17 protein-coding genes and 1 riboswitch are annotated in these 15,773 nt (G+C 60.4%); of the genes, 11 read left to right on the top strand and 6 right to left on the bottom strand.

What is annotated here, in order from left to right; all coding sequences use genetic code 11:
- Positions 1–12: 12 nt before the first annotated feature.
- A complete protein-coding gene (locus V6S97_RS03665) occupies positions 13–390 on the bottom strand; it encodes a glyoxalase superfamily protein (RefSeq protein WP_111817193.1) in 378 nt (125 codons plus the stop codon).
- A 193-nt stretch (positions 391–583) separates the two neighbouring features.
- Between V6S97_RS03665 and V6S97_RS03660 the strand changes: the two genes are divergently transcribed.
- Together V6S97_RS03660 and bluB are read left to right on the top strand one after the other, a co-directional pair.
- Positions 584–1,411 (top strand): TolB family protein, encoded by an 828-nt coding sequence (locus V6S97_RS03660; protein WP_334426093.1) that lies wholly within the window; start codon positions 584–586, stop codon positions 1,409–1,411.
- Between the two features lie 63 nt (positions 1,412–1,474).
- Positions 1,475–1,657, top strand: a riboswitch (cobalamin riboswitch).
- Between the two features lie 77 nt (positions 1,658–1,734).
- On the top strand, positions 1,735–2,451 hold the full coding sequence (gene bluB, locus V6S97_RS03655; RefSeq protein WP_099085380.1) for a 5,6-dimethylbenzimidazole synthase: 717 nt from the start codon (positions 1,735–1,737) through the stop codon (positions 2,449–2,451).
- Positions 2,452–2,632: 181 nt separating this feature from the next.
- Here bluB and V6S97_RS03650 read toward each other — a convergent pair whose 3' ends face one another.
- Both V6S97_RS03650 and V6S97_RS03645 read right to left on the bottom strand, forming a co-directional pair.
- Positions 2,633–3,739, bottom strand: coding sequence for a DUF2865 domain-containing protein (locus tag V6S97_RS03650; RefSeq protein ID WP_162690804.1), 1,107 nt, complete (start codon positions 3,737–3,739; stop codon positions 2,633–2,635).
- Positions 3,740–3,875: 136 nt separating this feature from the next.
- Entirely contained in the window at positions 3,876–6,191 is a 2,316-nt protein-coding gene (locus V6S97_RS03645) for an NADP-dependent malic enzyme (RefSeq protein ID WP_003502976.1), read from the bottom strand.
- 228 nt (positions 6,192–6,419) lie between these two features.
- On the opposite strand from V6S97_RS03645, the gene V6S97_RS03640 reads away from it, so the two are divergent.
- On the top strand, positions 6,420–7,259 hold the full coding sequence (locus V6S97_RS03640; protein WP_003502975.1) for a UDP-2,3-diacylglucosamine diphosphatase: 840 nt from the start codon (positions 6,420–6,422) through the stop codon (positions 7,257–7,259).
- Positions 7,260–7,827: 568 nt separating this feature from the next.
- Here V6S97_RS03640 and dgcA read toward each other — a convergent pair.
- The gene (gene dgcA, locus V6S97_RS03635; RefSeq protein WP_087744088.1) at positions 7,828–8,811 is read right to left on the bottom strand and encodes an N-acetyl-D-Glu racemase DgcA; all 984 of its coding nucleotides are present in this window, start codon (positions 8,809–8,811) and stop codon (positions 7,828–7,830) included.
- A 143-nt stretch (positions 8,812–8,954) separates the two neighbouring features.
- Between dgcA and V6S97_RS03630 the strand changes: the two genes are divergently transcribed.
- From V6S97_RS03630 to V6S97_RS03610, 5 genes are all read left to right on the top strand, one after another.
- Positions 8,955–10,115: an ABC transporter permease gene (locus V6S97_RS03630; protein WP_003502973.1), complete on the top strand. Its 1,161-nt coding sequence runs from the start codon at positions 8,955–8,957 to the stop codon at positions 10,113–10,115.
- 11 nt (positions 10,116–10,126) lie between these two features.
- Complete coding sequence (locus V6S97_RS03625; protein WP_065656139.1) at positions 10,127–10,963, top strand: ABC transporter ATP-binding protein; 837 nt, start codon at positions 10,127–10,129, stop codon at positions 10,961–10,963.
- An 8-nt stretch (positions 10,964–10,971) separates the two neighbouring features.
- Complete coding sequence (locus V6S97_RS03620) at positions 10,972–12,342, top strand: MlaD family protein (protein WP_003502971.1); 1,371 nt, start codon at positions 10,972–10,974, stop codon at positions 12,340–12,342.
- A 15-nt stretch (positions 12,343–12,357) separates the two neighbouring features.
- Positions 12,358–12,963 carry an ABC-type transport auxiliary lipoprotein family protein gene (locus V6S97_RS03615; protein ID WP_080866166.1) on the top strand — a complete coding sequence of 202 codons (606 nt, stop codon included), beginning with the start codon at positions 12,358–12,360 and terminating at the stop codon, positions 12,961–12,963.
- A 101-nt stretch (positions 12,964–13,064) separates the two neighbouring features.
- On the top strand, positions 13,065–14,030 hold the full coding sequence (locus V6S97_RS03610) for an alpha/beta hydrolase family protein (protein WP_035212521.1): 966 nt from the start codon (positions 13,065–13,067) through the stop codon (positions 14,028–14,030).
- 33 nt (positions 14,031–14,063) lie between these two features.
- On the opposite strand, the gene V6S97_RS03605 is transcribed toward V6S97_RS03610, so the two are convergent.
- Positions 14,064–14,501, bottom strand: a complete 438-nt coding sequence (locus V6S97_RS03605; protein ID WP_334426089.1) for a PACE efflux transporter — start codon at positions 14,499–14,501, stop codon at positions 14,064–14,066.
- Between the two features lie 47 nt (positions 14,502–14,548).
- Between V6S97_RS03605 and V6S97_RS03600 the strand changes: the two genes are divergently transcribed.
- The 3 genes from V6S97_RS03600 (at position 14,549) to V6S97_RS03590 (ending at position 15,329) form a co-directional block, all read left to right on the top strand.
- Positions 14,549–14,788, top strand: a complete 240-nt coding sequence (locus V6S97_RS03600; protein WP_099085383.1) for a hypothetical protein — start codon at positions 14,549–14,551, stop codon at positions 14,786–14,788.
- Positions 14,769–14,927, top strand: a complete 159-nt coding sequence (locus V6S97_RS03595) for a hypothetical protein (protein WP_003502964.1) — start codon at positions 14,769–14,771, stop codon at positions 14,925–14,927. The genes V6S97_RS03600 and V6S97_RS03595 overlap by 20 nt, the downstream gene beginning before the upstream one ends.
- 153 nt (positions 14,928–15,080) lie before the next feature.
- A complete protein-coding gene (locus V6S97_RS03590) occupies positions 15,081–15,329 on the top strand; it encodes a hypothetical protein (protein ID WP_003502962.1) in 249 nt (82 codons plus the stop codon).
- Between the two features lie 141 nt (positions 15,330–15,470).
- Here V6S97_RS03590 and V6S97_RS03585 read toward each other — a convergent pair whose 3' ends face one another.
- Complete coding sequence (locus V6S97_RS03585) at positions 15,471–15,659, bottom strand: hypothetical protein (protein ID WP_020012681.1); 189 nt, start codon at positions 15,657–15,659, stop codon at positions 15,471–15,473.
- Positions 15,660–15,773: the final 114 nt, after the last annotated feature.

The raw sequence follows: 15,773 nt of genomic DNA, 5'->3' as shown, positions 1-15,773 counted from the left end.
CGCTCGCTCATCTCAAATAGCCTGCCCCACATCGATGCGGTTGCCATCGGGGTCTTCAAAGACGAAGGCGCGCAGGCCGTAATCCTTGTCCTGCAGGCCCTTGATGATGCGCAGCCCGTGGCTCTTGCAGAGCGCGTGAAGCGCATCGACATCGCTCACCATCATATGCGCCATGTTGAAGGGCGCTGCCTTGTGCGTGGGCTGCAATGTCAGGTGCAGCTCGGCATTGCCCTGTTTCAGGATCATGAAGCCGACGGGAGCGCCGTTTTCGAAGGCCTTTTCAAAGCCCAGCACGCCAACGTAGAAATCATGGGCTTTTTCGATATTTTTGACAGGAAGCATTGCGGCGATCCGGCCGAAGCGGATGCCGTGATCGGCGATGGTATTCATCGCGGAACCTCGGATTTGGGAGAAACGGCAAGCGGCGCGGACGGTGCCGGGGCGCTGGCGTTTTTTCCGGTTTGAATTTGCAGGACGGTGCCTGCCGCCCTAGGATCATAATCAGGGCCATGGCGGATGCAAACGGAATGTCTGCATTGCCCAGCGCTTTGAACGAGAACACGGACACGCCCCGGGAGGCAGAATGCGCAGCTCCATCGAAATCTTCAACATCCGCACCCGGCAGATGCGGGTGGTGTGGCAGACGCCTGATCTCTTTGAAGCGCCGAACTGGTCACCGGATGGAAAATATCTGCTGTTGAATTGCGAAGGCCTGCTTTATCGCCTGTCTCTTTCCGGTGATATTGCGCCGGAGAAGGTCGATACCGGCTTTGCCACGCTCTGCAATAACGATCACGGCATTTCGCCCGATGGTTCGCTCTACGCCATTTCCGACAAGGTGGAATTCGGCAAGAGCGCCATCTATCTCATGGCCTCCGCGGGCGGCGCGCCACGGCTGATGACGAAGAACCTTCCTTCCTACTGGCATGGTTGGTCGCCGGACGGGAAGAGCTTCGCCTATTGCGGCATTCGCGATCAGGTCTTCGATATCTACTCCATGGATATAGAAAGCGGCGTCGAGACGCGGCTGACCCATGGCGAAGGTCGCAATGACGGGCCGGATTATTCGCCTGACGGTGCGTGGATCTATTTTAATTCCAGCCGCACCGGATTGATGCAGATCTGGCGCGTACGGGTGGATGGCTCCGCCGTCGAGCGCATCACCGACAGCCCCTATGGCGACTGGTTTCCGCACCCGTCTCCGAAGGGAGACAAGGTGGTGTTCGTCTCCTATGACGGCGACGTTTTTGACCATCCGCGCGATCTCGATGTACGGGTGCGGCTGATGGATATGGATGGCGGTAATGCCGAGACGCTGTTTGAGCTTTTCGGCGGGCAGGGAACGATGAACTCGCCTAACTGGTCACCTGAGGGGGACGAGTTCGCCTATGTCAGGTATTTCCCTGTGTAATGGGGGAGGCAGGCCACATTGCCGCACCACCGGCAGAATACTTGCATTCGCAAACTTTTTTGCCCATAGCTTCCTTTGTCAGGTGCCCGCCCTTGCGACGGGAGAATCGGGAATCCGGTGAAAGCCCGGAACGTGCCCAGCGCTGTGAGGCGGACGCTCTTTTTTAGAAGCCACTGAAGCAATTCGGGAAGGCGAAAAGGGCGGATGAAGCCAAGTCAGAAGACCGGCCTGACGGGATAGACCGAACCGCGCGGACGGCGGCAGGTTGTTGTCGAGGCGGGGTGCGCATTTGCGCCCGGCCTTCGCATTGTTGGGGATAAACGATGCCAGCCGATCCGTCCGTGAGCAATCCGCCCGGCGCCAGTTCTTTCGATCATGCGCTGTCACCCGCCCGCCCGTTTTCCGGTGAGGAGCGCGAGGTGATTTACCGCGCCATTGAAACCCGTCGTGACGTGCGCGATCAGTTCCTGTCCGATCCGCTGCCGGATGATCTGGTGGAGCGTCTCCTGAAGGCGGCCCATTCGGCACCCTCGGTCGGTTTCATGCAGCCGTGGAATTTTACCCTCATCACCGATGGCGCGATCCGTCAGGCGGCCTTTGTGGCCTTCAGCCGTGCCAATGAGGAGGCGGCGGCGATGTTCGAGGGCGAGCAACAGGCTCTCTACCGGAGCTTGAAACTTGAAGGCATCCGCAAGGCCCCGCTCAGCATCTGCGTCACCTGCGATCCCACACGCGGCGGCAAGGTGGTGCTGGGCCGCACCCATAATCCGCGCACGGATGTCTATTCCACCGTCTGCGCCATCCAGAATCTCTGGCTCGCAGCCCGCGCCGAAGGCATCGGCGTCGGCTGGGTCAGCATTTTCCACGATAGCGACATTCGCACCATTCTCGGTATTCCCGACCACATCGAAATCGTCGCCTGGCTCTGCGTCGGCCGTGTCGATGCGCTCTATACCGAGCCGGAACTGGCGGTGAAAGGCTGGCGGCAGCGCGTGCCGTTGGAGGAGCTTGTGTTCCGCAACCGCTGGGGCGGGGTGTAAGGCAGATAAAAGTTCCGCGAGGGAAGCGGGGCGTTGCTGCTTGTTCTTATCCCCGGCGGGGAGAAGATGGCCCGAAGGGTCAGATGAGGGGGCAAGCTCTCAGCATATCTCTACCGTAGCCCTCTCATCCCGCTGCCGCGGACTGAAGAAACAAGCGGCGTCCGCTCGCTCCACGACGGCTTCACTGCTGCGGCTGTATACCCTTCAATGCCGGGTTCTTCAGGTCGATCCGGCCTGTCTGGTCCGGCAGAAATTTGGGGCCGATGATGCGCACTTTCGTATCGTTCGGGTCATAGTCGCGTTCGGGAACGGGCTGTTCCGGCGGCTTGGCGGCCTGCTGCTGCTCGGCGGGTTTGGGGGCGGCCTTGTCACCTTGCGGTGAGGGGATTTTCGTGATGCCGGAATAGGGTGTTTCGGATTCCGGCCGGGCGGCTTCTTCCTGCTTCTGCATTTCTTCGTGATAGGCGGCCATGTTACAGGCGCAGCCCGGCACTTTTGCCGGGGCGTTCCTGTAGGCGAAGGCGGTCGGCAGGTCCCTGTAGGGTTTTCCGGTTTCCGCAGACACCATGTCGGCGGTTTCCTGATCCGTCATGGAGTGGAAATAAAGTTCCGTCTCCGTCCCCGGACACATTTTCTGGCATTGCTCGGCCTGGGCGCGGAAATCGAGCGGCGAGGCATTGGAAGCGATGGGGAAGAACGAGCCGTCGCAGGTGCGCACGCACAGTGTACGAAGCCCGCCTTCGGCGGCGGCGTTGGGGTAGGGGGAAAGCCCCGCCTGTCCCGGCTCACCGCCATTCTGCCGGAAGGCGTCGGGGTAACGCGTCACATCGGAAGGCGGCGGCAACTGTGCTTCCGTCTGCGGCGCGGTGCTGCAGCCATTGGCATCGAGGGCGGCGAGGATACGCTGGCGCCTGATATCGCCATCGTTGTCACGCGCGGCCGCCATGGCATCGTCGCGATCACGGATGATGGCGTCGCGTTCGCTTTCCGCTTCCGCCAGTGCATCGCCGATCTCGGCGCAGACACCGGCATTGGGATTGCCGTAGACGATGACGCTGCCAGACGAGCAGCCATAGCCGCGCAGGTCGTTCCTGATCTTGCGAATGACGATGTTCTGGCGGGCGAGCGCATTGGCGTAACGCCGCACCTCGGCCGTATTGCCGATGACGCGTGGCGGCTCGCGCAACTGCGCATAAAGCGTATCGCAGACCTGATCCGCAAAAGCGGTGGCCGGAGCAATGAAAACAAGGGGAAGCAGGAGGCCGATGATGCGGCTGCGCCGGGTCAATTGTGCGATCCGTTCGATGTCCCCGACCGGTGGCAGGGGCGTTATACTTCACGAAATCCGTGTTTCAGGAAGATAACATAAGCTGTTGCCGCAATGCGGCAACAGCATGTTCAAAATTGCGTTAATGCGGCCTCTATCACACCGAAGGATGCGAGGCCTGCACCACGGCAAACGCCGCCATGTTGACGACGCCGCGCGAGGTGACGCTGGGCGACAGGATATGGGCGGGCAGGGCGCTGCCGAGGAGGATCGGGCCGACATGCAGGCCTTCCGTCAGCGTGCGGGTGACGCCGAGCGTGATGTTGGCGGCATCGAGGTTCGGGAAGACCAGAAGGTTCGCCTCGCCCGTCAGCACGCTGTTCGGCATCGCGCGCTTGCGCAGCGCTTCCGAAAGTGCGGAGCCGCCCTGCATTTCGCCGTCCACTTCCAGTTCCGGTGCTGCCGCCTGCACGATCTTCAGGGCGCGGCGCATCTTGCGGGCGCTTTCGGAATCGCGCGAGCCGAAATTGGAATGGCTGGCGAGTGCGATCTTCGGCGTGATGCCGAAGCGGCGGATTTCCTTGGCCGCGAGAATGGCCATCTCAGCCACTTCCTCTGACGTCGGGTCGTTGTTGACGAAGGTGTCGGTGAGGAACAGCGCACCCTGCTGGGTGATGAGCAGGCTGAGACCCGCAAAGGAACGTACGCCTTCCTGCTTGCCGATGATCTGGTTCACGTCGCGCAGGTGCCGGTCATAACGGCCTTCGAGACCGCAGATCAGCGCATCCGCCTCGCCACGCTTCACCGAAAGCGCGCCGATGACGGTCGTGTTGGTACGCACGATGGTACGCGCCGCTTCCGGGTTGATGCCGGCGCGGCCGACAAGGGCGAAATAATCATCGACATAATCGCGGTAACGCGGATCGTCTTCCGGGTTGACCACGGCGAAATCCGTATGCGGCCGGATGCGCAGGCCGAAGCGCTTCAGGCGCGTTTCGATGATCTGCGGACGGCCGATCAGGATCGGGATGCCGGTGCCTTCTTCCAGCAGCACCTGGGCGGCGCGCAGCACGCGCTCGTCTTCGCCTTCGGCAAAGATGATGCGCTTCTTTTCGGCGGCCTTGGCAGCATTGAAGACCGGCTTCATGATGAAGCCGGAGCGCCAGACGAAACGGTTCAGCTGGTCGAAATAGGCTTCGAAATCGGTGATCGGCCGGGCGGCGACGCCGCTCGCGGCCGCTGCACGGGCGACAGCCGGTGCGATGCGCAGGATGAGGCGCGGATCGAAAGGCGAGGGAATGAGGTAGTTCGGGCCGAAGACCGGTGTTTCACCGCTATAGGCTTTTGCCGCGACTTCCGAGACTTCCTCACGCGCAAGCTCGGCGATGGCCTGCACGGCGGCCATCTTCATTTCCTCGTTGATCGTGGTTGCGCCGCAATCCAGCGCGCCGCGGAAGATATAGGGGAAGCAGAGAACGTTGTTCACCTGGTTCGGGAAGTCCGAACGGCCGGTGCAGATCATCGCATCCGGGCGGGCCGCACGCGCCGCTTCCGGCATGATTTCCGGATTGGGGTTGGCAAGCGCCAGGATCAGCGGGTTTTCCGCCATGCGCTCCAGCAGTTCCGGCTTCAGAACACCGGCGGCCGAAAGGCCGAGGAAGACGTCGGCGCCGTCGATGGTTTCGGCCAGCACACGCTTGTCGGTCTTCTGGGCGTAAACTTCCTTCCACTCGTCCATCAGCTCGTTACGGCCGTCATAAACGAGGCCTTCGATGTCGTGGACCCAGATGTTTTCCTTCTTCGCGCCCATGGCGACCAGCAGGTTGAGGCAGGCAAGCGCCGCAGCACCCGCGCCTGACGCGACGATCTTGACGCTTGAGAGCGACTTTCCGGCCAGTTCCAGAGCGTTGGTGACAGCGGCGGCGACGATGATCGCGGTGCCATGCTGGTCATCATGGAAAACCGGGATATTCATTTTTTCGCGCAGCTGGCGTTCCACCTCGAAACATTCCGGCGCCTTGATGTCTTCAAGGTTGATGCCGCCGAAGGTGGGCTCCAGCGCTGCGATGGTGGAAACCATGTCGTTGATGCCGGGCGCATCGATTTCGATGTCGAAGACGTCGATACCGGCGAATTTCTTGAAGAGAACGGCCTTGCCTTCCATCACGGGCTTGGAGGCGAGCGGGCCGATATTGCCAAGTCCGAGAACCGCCGTGCCGTTGGAAATGACCGCGACGAGGTTGGCGCGGGCGGTATATTCCGCTGCCATTTCCGGATTTTCATGGATGGCGAGGCAGGGGGCGGCAACACCCGGCGAATAGGCAAGCGCCAGATCGCGCTGGTTGCCGAGCGGCTTGGTGGCCTGGATTTCCAGCTTGCCGGGGCGCGGGTAGCGGTGGAAAAAGAGCGCCTGTTCCTCGATGTCGGCCTTTGCCGTGTTGGCGGGCGTGTTGTTCTTATCGTGAGAGGTCATTCTTCCACCGTCATGTCTGGTTCAATTCCGGTCCCCTGAATACAACAAACTTTCCCATGGTACAGCCGTTATTTACCGCCCCCTTATGCAAATGCGGCCATGGCTTATTCGCGTTTTCGTGATGGTCTTCGTCATATTCCCTATAAAAACCGGCGTTTGTCATGTTGCTGCAACACGAGTCTGGTTCTGAGAGGTAAGAAAGCCGCAGGGACGCAACCGAACAGGGGGATGAAATCCGTGGCCGGTCAAATCGAAACCAGACAGTTCAGAACGCTTTTCATTTCGGATGTTCATCTCGGCTCCAAGGCGGCCAAGACGGACTATCTGCTCGACTTCCTGAAATATCACGAGGCCGAGACGATCATCCTCGTCGGCGACATCGTCGACGGCTGGCGCCTGCGCCGCAGCTGGTACTGGCCGCAGGGCTGCAACGACGTGGTGCAGAAGCTTCTGCGCAAGGCCCGCAAGGGAACCCGCATCGTCTATATTCCCGGCAATCACGATGAATTCCTGCGGGAATTTCCGGGCATGCATTTCGGCGGCATCGAAGTGGCCGAGCGCATGATCCACGAGGCGGCCGACGGCAAGAAATATCTCATCATCCATGGCGACGAGTTCGACGTGGTGGTGCGCAACGCCCGCCTGCTCGCTTATCTCGGCGACTGGGCCTATGACGCTGCAATCGCGCTCAACATCGTCATCGCCGCCGTACGCCGCCGCATCGGCCTGCCTTACTGGTCGTTCTCGGCCTGGGCCAAGCTGCAGGTCAAGCACGCCGTCAACTTCATCGGCGAATTCCAGCGCGTGGTGGCAGACGAGGCACGCCGCAACAATGTCGACGGCGTCATCTGTGGACACATTCACCATGCTGTCATGGAAGACATGGACGGCATTCGTTACATCAACACCGGCGACTGGGTGGAAAGCTGCACGGCAATCGCCGAAAATGCCGATGGCAGCTTCGAGCTGATCACCTGGATGCAGACGAGCGAGGTTGCCGTCGAACAGGCATCGGATGAGATGGAGCCGGTGGATATTCCGGGGCTGATCGGGAAACACGCGGCCTGATTGAGGTATGCCAGCTTTCGCGACGACGCGTTTCGTTGGGGATGCGCTGGGGCAGGTTGGCTAATGTGTATGAAGGCGATGGTGTGACCTCGCTGGTGGTGCCGACATACTCTGATATAGCTTGCTTATGTCATCCTCGGGCTTGACCCGAGGATCCACAAACCGGAGCGATGGATCCTCGGGTCAAGCCCGAGGATGACAGTGGAGAGGTTTAGATTGCCGTTTGCTGTTGGTGAAGGCCGGCGCGGACGGAATTACGGCACGCAGTCGCGTCATTCTTAGTCCACGCGAGAGCGGCGCCCTCCAATTTCCAGCAGGCCGGATAAATCAGCGACCCTTTAGAGATATGCCCCAGCTCCTTCATGCGAGGCGAGCGCGTGCCGCTTGTGTCTTTCTCCCCGAGGAGGGGAGAAGGTCGCGGCAGCGGGATGAGGGGGCGACGTTAGCGATAACCCGAAAGCTTGCCCGCTCATCCGACCCTTCGGGGCCATCTTCTCCCCGGCGGGGAGAACAAACAAGCGGTGAGGTCGTGCCTTTATCTTGTTTCTCTGCCTTCAATATCTAGGGCTTACCCCCACAATTCCGGCCGCGCCGGATAAACCAGCGAACCCTCATAAACCAGCCCCGGCTCGCGATCCTCGGCCAGCAGCAGCGGCCCGTCGAGATCGGAAAAGGCTGCTCCCTGGGCGGCGAGTATGGCGGGGGCCATGCCGAGCGAGGTGCCGAGCATGCAGCCGACCATGATGGTGAAACCGAGCCGTTCCGCTTCCGCCTTCATGACAAGCGCTTCCGTCAACCCACCGGTCTTGTCGAGCTTGATGTTGATCGCGTCGTAGCGGTCGCGCAGGTCGGCGAGGTCCTTGGTGGAATGCACGCTTTCATCGGCGCAGATCAGCACCGGATGGTCGATACGGGAGAGAATGGCGTCCTTGCCGGCGGGCAGCGGCTGCTCGATCAGCGATATCTTCAGTTCCGCCGCAAGTCTCAGATAATATTCGATATTATAATCGTTCCAGCCCTCATTGGCGTCGATGATGATGCGCGCCTCCGGTGCTGCGGCGCGCACGGCGCGCAGGCGTGCCTCGTCATCGGCGGTTCCGGTCTTGATCTTCAGCAGCGGGCGGCCTGCGTTTTCCGCCGTTTTCGCGGCCATGGTCTCGGGGTCGGCGAGTGAAATCGTATAGGCGGTGACGAGCGGTTTTGCCGCCTGTCCGAGAATGCTTTCGGCGGCGCTTTTACCGCTCATCTTGGCTTCGAGATCCCACAGCGCGCAATCGACCGCATTGCGGGCGGCGCCGGGTTGCATCGCCTGCTGCAATTCCTGTCGGGTCAGGCCGTCGGCGATCCGCTCCGCCATCGTCTCGATATCGGCGATGACGCCTTCGATGCTTTCGCCATAACGCGGATAGGGCACACATTCACCTCTGCCGGCGAAGGAACCATCGAGGATGGTGCACGTTACGACATCCGCATGCGTGCGGGTGCCGCGTGAAATGGTGAAGCTGCCGGCAACGGGAAAACGTTCTGTTGTGGCTTGCAGGTAACGGGGCATGTTTTTTCACTTCCGATTGGGCGGCAAAAGACACATGACGCCAAATTTATCACGAATTGTCGGCGGTCACTGTGGCTTGCCGAAGGCCAAACCGTTATGAAACCTTTAAGAATCTCGTGACGGCTGCACTCGCTCGGAGCATTATGCAAGAACAGGACACACGGCAACAGGCGAACCCGGCCGCCATCACCGAAGACGATAGCGTCTCCGGCGGCGGCTTGCGTTTTGTCATGAGCGGCTCCTGGCGCAACAGCAATCTCTCCGGTGTTTTCCCCAGTCTCGAAAAGATCGAAAAAAGCAGATCCGCCGGCGCGGTGGAAATCGATCTTTCTGCCGTCGAGGCCATCGATACCACGGGCGCATGGATCATCCAGCGTCTGCGCAAGGACCTTGAGGTCAACGGCGCCACCGTCACCGTGACGGGTAATGACCATATTGAAGAGGTCATCGGCCAGTTGCCCGAAAAGGTGGAGATGGAGGGCGAAGCCGGTCCGAAGGAGGGGCTTGCCGAGCGTATTTTTGCGCCCATCGGCAAGGCCGTGATCCAGAACGGCGCGGATTTTCTGGCGGGCATGTATATTCTCGGCTCCGCCGTGCGCGGCGCGCAGATGAAGCTCGGGCGCGGGCGTGGCGTCTCACCGGCGGCGATCGTCAACCAGATCGACCATATGGGCGTGCGCGCCGTGCCGATCATCATGTTGATGTCGTTCCTGATCGGCGCGATCATCGCCCAGCAGGGTGCGTTCCAGCTCAGATATTTCGGTGCGGAAGTCTTCGTTGTCGATCTCGTCGGCATTCTGCAATTGCGTGAAATCGGTGTGCTTCTGACCGCGATCATGATCGCCGGCCGTTCCGGCAGCGCCATCACTGCGGAAATCGGCTCCATGAAGATGCGCGAGGAAATCGACGCGCTGAAGGTGATCGGTCTCAATCCCGTCGGCGTGCTGGTGTTTCCGCGGCTGGTGGCGCTTACCATCGCACTGCCGCTTTTGACCATTCTCGCCAATTTTGCAGCGCTTTTCGGCGCTGCCATCGTGGCGCTGCTTTATTCCGGCATCACGTTCGAGGTGTTCCTGTCGCGCCTGCATGGCGCTGTCGAGGAATCGACCATTGCAGCGGGCATGATCAAGGCGCCGTTCATGGCGCTCATCATCGGCATTGTCGCGGCGGTTGAGGGCATGAAGGTGGGCGGTTCGGCGGAATCGCTTGGCCAGCACGTCACCTCCTCGGTGGTGAAGTCGATCTTCGTCGTCATTCTGGTGGATGGTCTTTTCGCCATCTTCTACGCAGCCATCGATTTTTAAGGGAGGGCGCGTTGGAGAAACTGGACCAGAAACCGCACGAGACCAGAACCGGAAAAGACGGCCGCGAGGTGGTGCTTTCCGTCGAGGGCGTGACCGTCGGTTTCAACGGCCGGAACGTGCTCGAAAATCTCGACCTCGATGTCTATCGTGGTGAAATTTTGGGCTTTATCGGTCCCTCCGGTGCTGGCAAATCCGTGTTGATGCGCGCGATCTTGCGGCTCCTACCGCGGCAGGCGGGTGCGATCCGCATTCTGGGCACCGATTACGACAAGGCGAGCGAAGACGACCGCATGATGCTCGACCAGCGTCTTGGCGTGCTGTTCCAGCAGGGGGCGCTGTTTTCCGGCCTGACGGTGAAGGAAAACATCCAGCTGCCGATGCGCGAATATCTTGACCTGCCGAAAAAGCTGATGGACGAGCTCGCCTATCTCAAGATCGAGATGGTGGGGCTGAAGCCCGATGCGGGCGACAAATATCCGTCCGAACTGTCAGGCGGCATGATCAAGCGCGCAGCCCTTGCCCGGGCGCTGTCGCTCGATCCCGACCTCGTTTTCCTCGACGAGCCGACATCCGGCCTCGATCCCATCGGGGCGGCGGAATTTGATATGCTGATTGCGCGCTTGCGCGATTCGCTCGGCCTGACCGTCTATATGGTGACACACGACCTCGACAGCCTGTTCTCCGTCTGCGACCGCATTGCGGTGCTCGGCCAGAAGAAGGTGCTGGTGGAAGGGACATTGCAGGACATGTTCGCCTGCGACGACCCTTGGGTGCAGTCCTATTTCCGCGGCAAACGGGCGCGCTCTGTCGTTCTTCCGGACGGCAGACACGAAAATCCGGTGGAGTAACAAGAAGCATGGAAACCAAGGCGAACTACACCATAGTCGGAATTTTCACGCTGATCGTGATCGCCGCCGCATTCGGCTTCGTTTACTGGATGGCGGAATTCGGCCGTGGCGGCCCGACGGCGCAGCTTGTCGTGCGTATTCCCGGTTCGGCCAACGGCTTGTCCGTCGGTTCTCCCGTGCGCTTCAACGGTATTCCTGTCGGCACCGTGCGCGGCCTTGCCATCGACCGCGACGACCCGGCCTATTCCATAGCGTTTACTGAAGTGCAGGCCGATGCCCCGGTTTTCCCGTCCACGCGCGCCGTGCTTGAAATCCAGGGCCTGACGGGCGCTGCCTATATCGAGCTTTCCGGCGGCAACAAGGATGGCGAGCGTATTCTGCAGAAAGCCGTCGAAAGCGGCGTTCCCGCCGAGCTGACGGCCGATCTTTCCAGTGTCACCAACCTGCTTGCCACCGCAGACAAGATCCTGAAACGTGCGGACGGCGCGATCGGCGAGCTGCAGGGCTTCGTGCAGGATGCGCGCGGCCCGCTGACGCAGACGGTGCGCAACGCCGAGAAATTCTCCGATGCGCTGGCGGCCAATTCCGACGGCATCAAAAACTTCATTGCAAGCCTCAGCTCGCTTTCGACCACCGTGCAGTCGGTCTCGGTGCGTCTCGATGGCACGCTGACCGCGATCGAAGATCTGGTGAAGGCTGTGGATGCCGGCAAGATCGATTCCATCCTGTCGAATGTCGACAAGGTGACGAAGGATGTGGCCTCGGCTTCGAGCGATATCCAGGGCATCATGGAGACGGTGCAGAGCACGGCGCGCAATTTCGAGGCGGCGAGCACGGAAGTGCAGACGGTCGTGAAGCGCGCGGATGAGCTTCTCGCCTCGGTTGATCCCGCCAAGGTGGGCACCGTCGTCAACGACGTCTCGGCTGCCACGGCCGATGCGCGCGACGCGGTGGCGAACTTCAAGCGGATCGCCGACGATGTCGGCGCGCGCCGCGCCGATATCGACCAGGCGGTTTCCGATTTCACCGAAATGGGCCGCAAGCTGAACCTCGCCTCCAGCCGCGTTGATGGCATTCTCGCCAAGGTGGACGGCATGCTCGGCACGGATGACGCCAATTCGCTGTTTGCCAAGGCCCGCGAGACGCTCACTTCCTTCAAGGCGGTGGCCGACAATCTCAATGCCCGTATCGGGCCGATTGCCGACAATCTCACACGCTTCTCCAGCTCGGGCCTGAAAGATTTCCAGGCGCTCATCGGCAGCACGCGGGTGACGGTCGACAATCTCAACAACGCCATCACCAATATCGACCGCGATCCGCAGCGGTTGATCTTCGGCGGCGAAACCGTGAAACAATATGACGGCAGAACAAGGCGCTAAGAGGGGTATGGGCCAATGAGACTATCGATGAACGGCCAAAGGCGCCGCGCCCTCATTCTGGCTCCGCTGCTTGCCGCGATGATGGCGGGCTGTGCGGGTGCGCCGAAGAACGATACTTTCGATCTTTCCGTCTCTTCGGCGACGGTGACGCAGGGGCCTTCGCTCAGGAGCCGGCAGCTGCTGATCGCCGATCCGACGGCGTTAAAGGCGCTGGACAGCGAAAACATCGTGGTGCGCCTTTCCGGCTCGGAGGTGCAGTATCTCGGCAATTCGCAATGGAGTGACCGCCTGCCGCGCATGGTGCAATCCAAGCTCGTGGAAGCCTTCGAGGATACCGGCAAGCTGGGCGGCGTCGGCCGGCCGGGGCAGGGGCTGGCAATCGACTATCAGGTCGTGACCGATATTCGCGCTTTCGAAATCGATACGGCAAAGAACCTCGCCAATATCGAAATCTCGGTGAAGCTGCTGAATGACCGCAATGGCACGGTGAAGGCGCAGGAAGTGTTCCGCGCCAGCGCCCGTGTCAGCGGCTCCGGCAACGCCAATTTCGTAAAGGCGCTGGATCAGGCTTTCGCTGCCGCCACGCGGGAGATCGTGGCCTGGACGCTGAAATCGCTCTAGGCGTTTCAGCGGTCATTGCCGTCAGAAGAAATCGCTTTATGTTTGCGTCAGACCGGTTGCTGATCGGTCCATATGCAATATTGCCGATCCGTGAGTTCGTGATGCGATTTCTGCTGCTGCTTTGCCTTGTGCTTTCCACCCTGTCTGGAGCCGGTGCCGCCATGGCGGCCGGTCTCCGGCTGATCGAGGTTCCAGCCGCGAATGGCAAAGCTGCCATGAAGGCTGCGGTGTGGTCGCCCTGCGCGGCCGCGCCGGTGGAGGTCAGGATTGGCCCCTTCCTTTTACCCGCTGTCAGGGATTGCCCTGTGCCCGAAGGGAAATATCCGCTCGTCGTCATCTCTCATGGTTTTGGCGGCACCTATTTCAGCCATCGGGACACGGCGGCGGCGCTGGCGGATGCCGGCTTCATTGTCGCGGCGATCAATCACCCCGGAGACAATGCGCTTGAAATGCAGAAGGCGGGTGAACTTTCCGCGCTGACGGGCCGGCCGGCGGAGATTGCCCGCTTGCTGGATCATCTGCTTGAAGGTTTTAGCGAAGCCGGTTCCATCGATGCCGGACGGATCGGCGTTTTCGGATTTTCGCGTGGCGGTTATACCGCGCTGGTGCTTGCCGGCGGCACTCCCGACTTTGCCAATGCCGCGCTGCCCTGTCCGGACCCGCAGGCGCCGATTTGCGCGCAGATGCGGCAGAAGACGACATTACCGCAGCACGGCGGTCAGGATGCACGTGTGAAGGTTGTGGTTGCTGCCGACCCGTTGAATGCCTTTCCCGGCGCGGGCGACCTGAAGAATATCACGATCCCGGTCCAGCTCTGGAGTTCGGAACGCGGTGGTGACGGTGTCGCGCCGCAGGATGTTTTGCGGCTGCGCGGCGATCTGCCGGCGAAACCGGACTATCGGATGGTGAAAGGGGCGGGGCACTTTTCGTTTATCGCCCCTTGCCCCGCCGAGATGGAAAAGGCCGTGCCCCAGATTTGCAGCGATGCGGCTGGCTTCGACCGGGTGGAGTTCCATCGCGGCTTCAACGCCGATGTCGTCAGCTTCTTCAAGGCATCGCTGCGCTGAGGCGCTGCCCTAGCGTGCAGTGGAAGCCGTCGATCAGACGCCGTCCTGCTGCGACTTCCATTCCGGAAGGGGGAAAACCCGGTCGTAGCTCCAGTTGAAGACAAAAGCATAGACCACGTAAAACAGCGCAAACGAGATATCCATCACCAGGGCGTGCGCAAGGCTGATATTCAGATACCAGGCAATGAAGGGCATCAGCACGATCAGGAGGCCCAGTTCGAACAGCACGGCGTGGGCGACCCGAAGAGCGGGCGTTTTCAGCGTCGTGCCTTTCAGCCGCTGCATGGCGTGGTCGAAGCCGAGATTATAGACATAGTTCCAGACCGTCGCCAGCGTGGCGCTGACGAGGCCGACAATGCCGATATCTTCCATAGGCATGCCAAAGAGCAGTGCGCCCAAGGGAATGACGAGCAGAAGGCCGATGATTTCGAAACTGAGGGCGTGGCGGATACGATCTTGCAGGGAACGCATTTCATTCTCCGGTATGTGACCGGGCCGTCCCGCATGCTGTCGCCGATATGGCCGAGGTCGTCCTCGCGCTGGGTCATATAGAACCTTTGGGCGGAATTTTCAAGCGCTGCGCATTTGGGGGGCTGGGAGTGTTCCGCCTGTTTCCTCTCTCGGGCGGGGAGAAGAAAACGCGCGGCAACGCGTTCGTTTCTCTCGCGCGCACCAACGAAACCGTGATCGGAACAAGACCGGCGCATTTTCGTTATCGCTTATGGAAGGAGGCGTGCCATGCAGCAGAATTCCTCTGAAGGAAGAACGATCAAGGCCGCCAACACGGCGAAGGTTTCGACTTACACGCCAAGCCTCATTTCCCTCAAGGGAAGCTATGTGGCGATGATATTTCGCAGACCGCTTTGCCGAAATCCGCTGGATGTGCGGAAGAAATAAGGGCAGGGGAATCTGCCTGTTACTTGGCCCCGCACATTGATGACGACGACTGCCGAAATGATCGAGAGCTTTAGATGTCTCTAAAGTGTGATTTTCAATCCGGCCCGTCTCCACTTAGACTGGAGATCGCCACAAGAGCGAAGGGAGAATGACATGAAATCAGTTCTCATTATCGCCGCTGTCTTTGGTTTTTCCGCCAGTGCAGCGCTTGCGGAATGCGCAGGTCATCAACAGATCAACGCTTCCGTTCCTGCCGTAGACCGTGAATTCAAAACTGCAAGCATCGTTCCGCCGACGGACCCGGTCGAGAAGCCTGTCGTCATCCTGAAAAAGACCGACCGCCTTCCGGCTGCGGTTGCGACGACCGGTGAGCCCGAAGCCGCAATGCAGCGCATGCAATAGACAGAATAATAACCTCTTCATTCAGAAATCCCGTGCGTGAGGTGATCCGCACGGGATTTTGCTTTTTGAAAACGAGAGGGAGGCAGGAATGCTAACGGTAAAGGCCTGCTTCGCGAGCCTTCTCCGGCATTTCCAGGGCGACTAGCTGTCGAGTTTCAGCGACAGCTGTTTCGGCCCTTCGTTCTTTTTCAGCACGTAAAGCGGCCGGGTGATGATGACTTCCGTTCGCCGTTGCAGTTCGCGGCGTCGTTCGAGCGCGCGCTCGCGCATGTCGCGGGAGCGGGCGACAACGGAAAGGGCATTTTCTATGGTTGCGTCTGCTGTGTTCATCGCTGACCTCCATAATGTTCACTTTATGTTCTCATTATTGGTGGCTTGTGTCAACACTATGGCAGGGTTGCGGGCAGGTAATCGATACGTCCCGCCACGCTGGGCACGGCGGTG

The sequence above is a fragment of the Agrobacterium sp. CCNWLW155 genome (genome assembly GCF_036888815.1).
GTDB classification, from domain to species: domain Bacteria; phylum Pseudomonadota; class Alphaproteobacteria; order Rhizobiales; family Rhizobiaceae; genus Agrobacterium; species Agrobacterium radiobacter.
The sequence above is the reverse complement of the archived record's forward strand: the minus strand, read 5'-3'. Positions and strand labels throughout refer to the sequence as shown.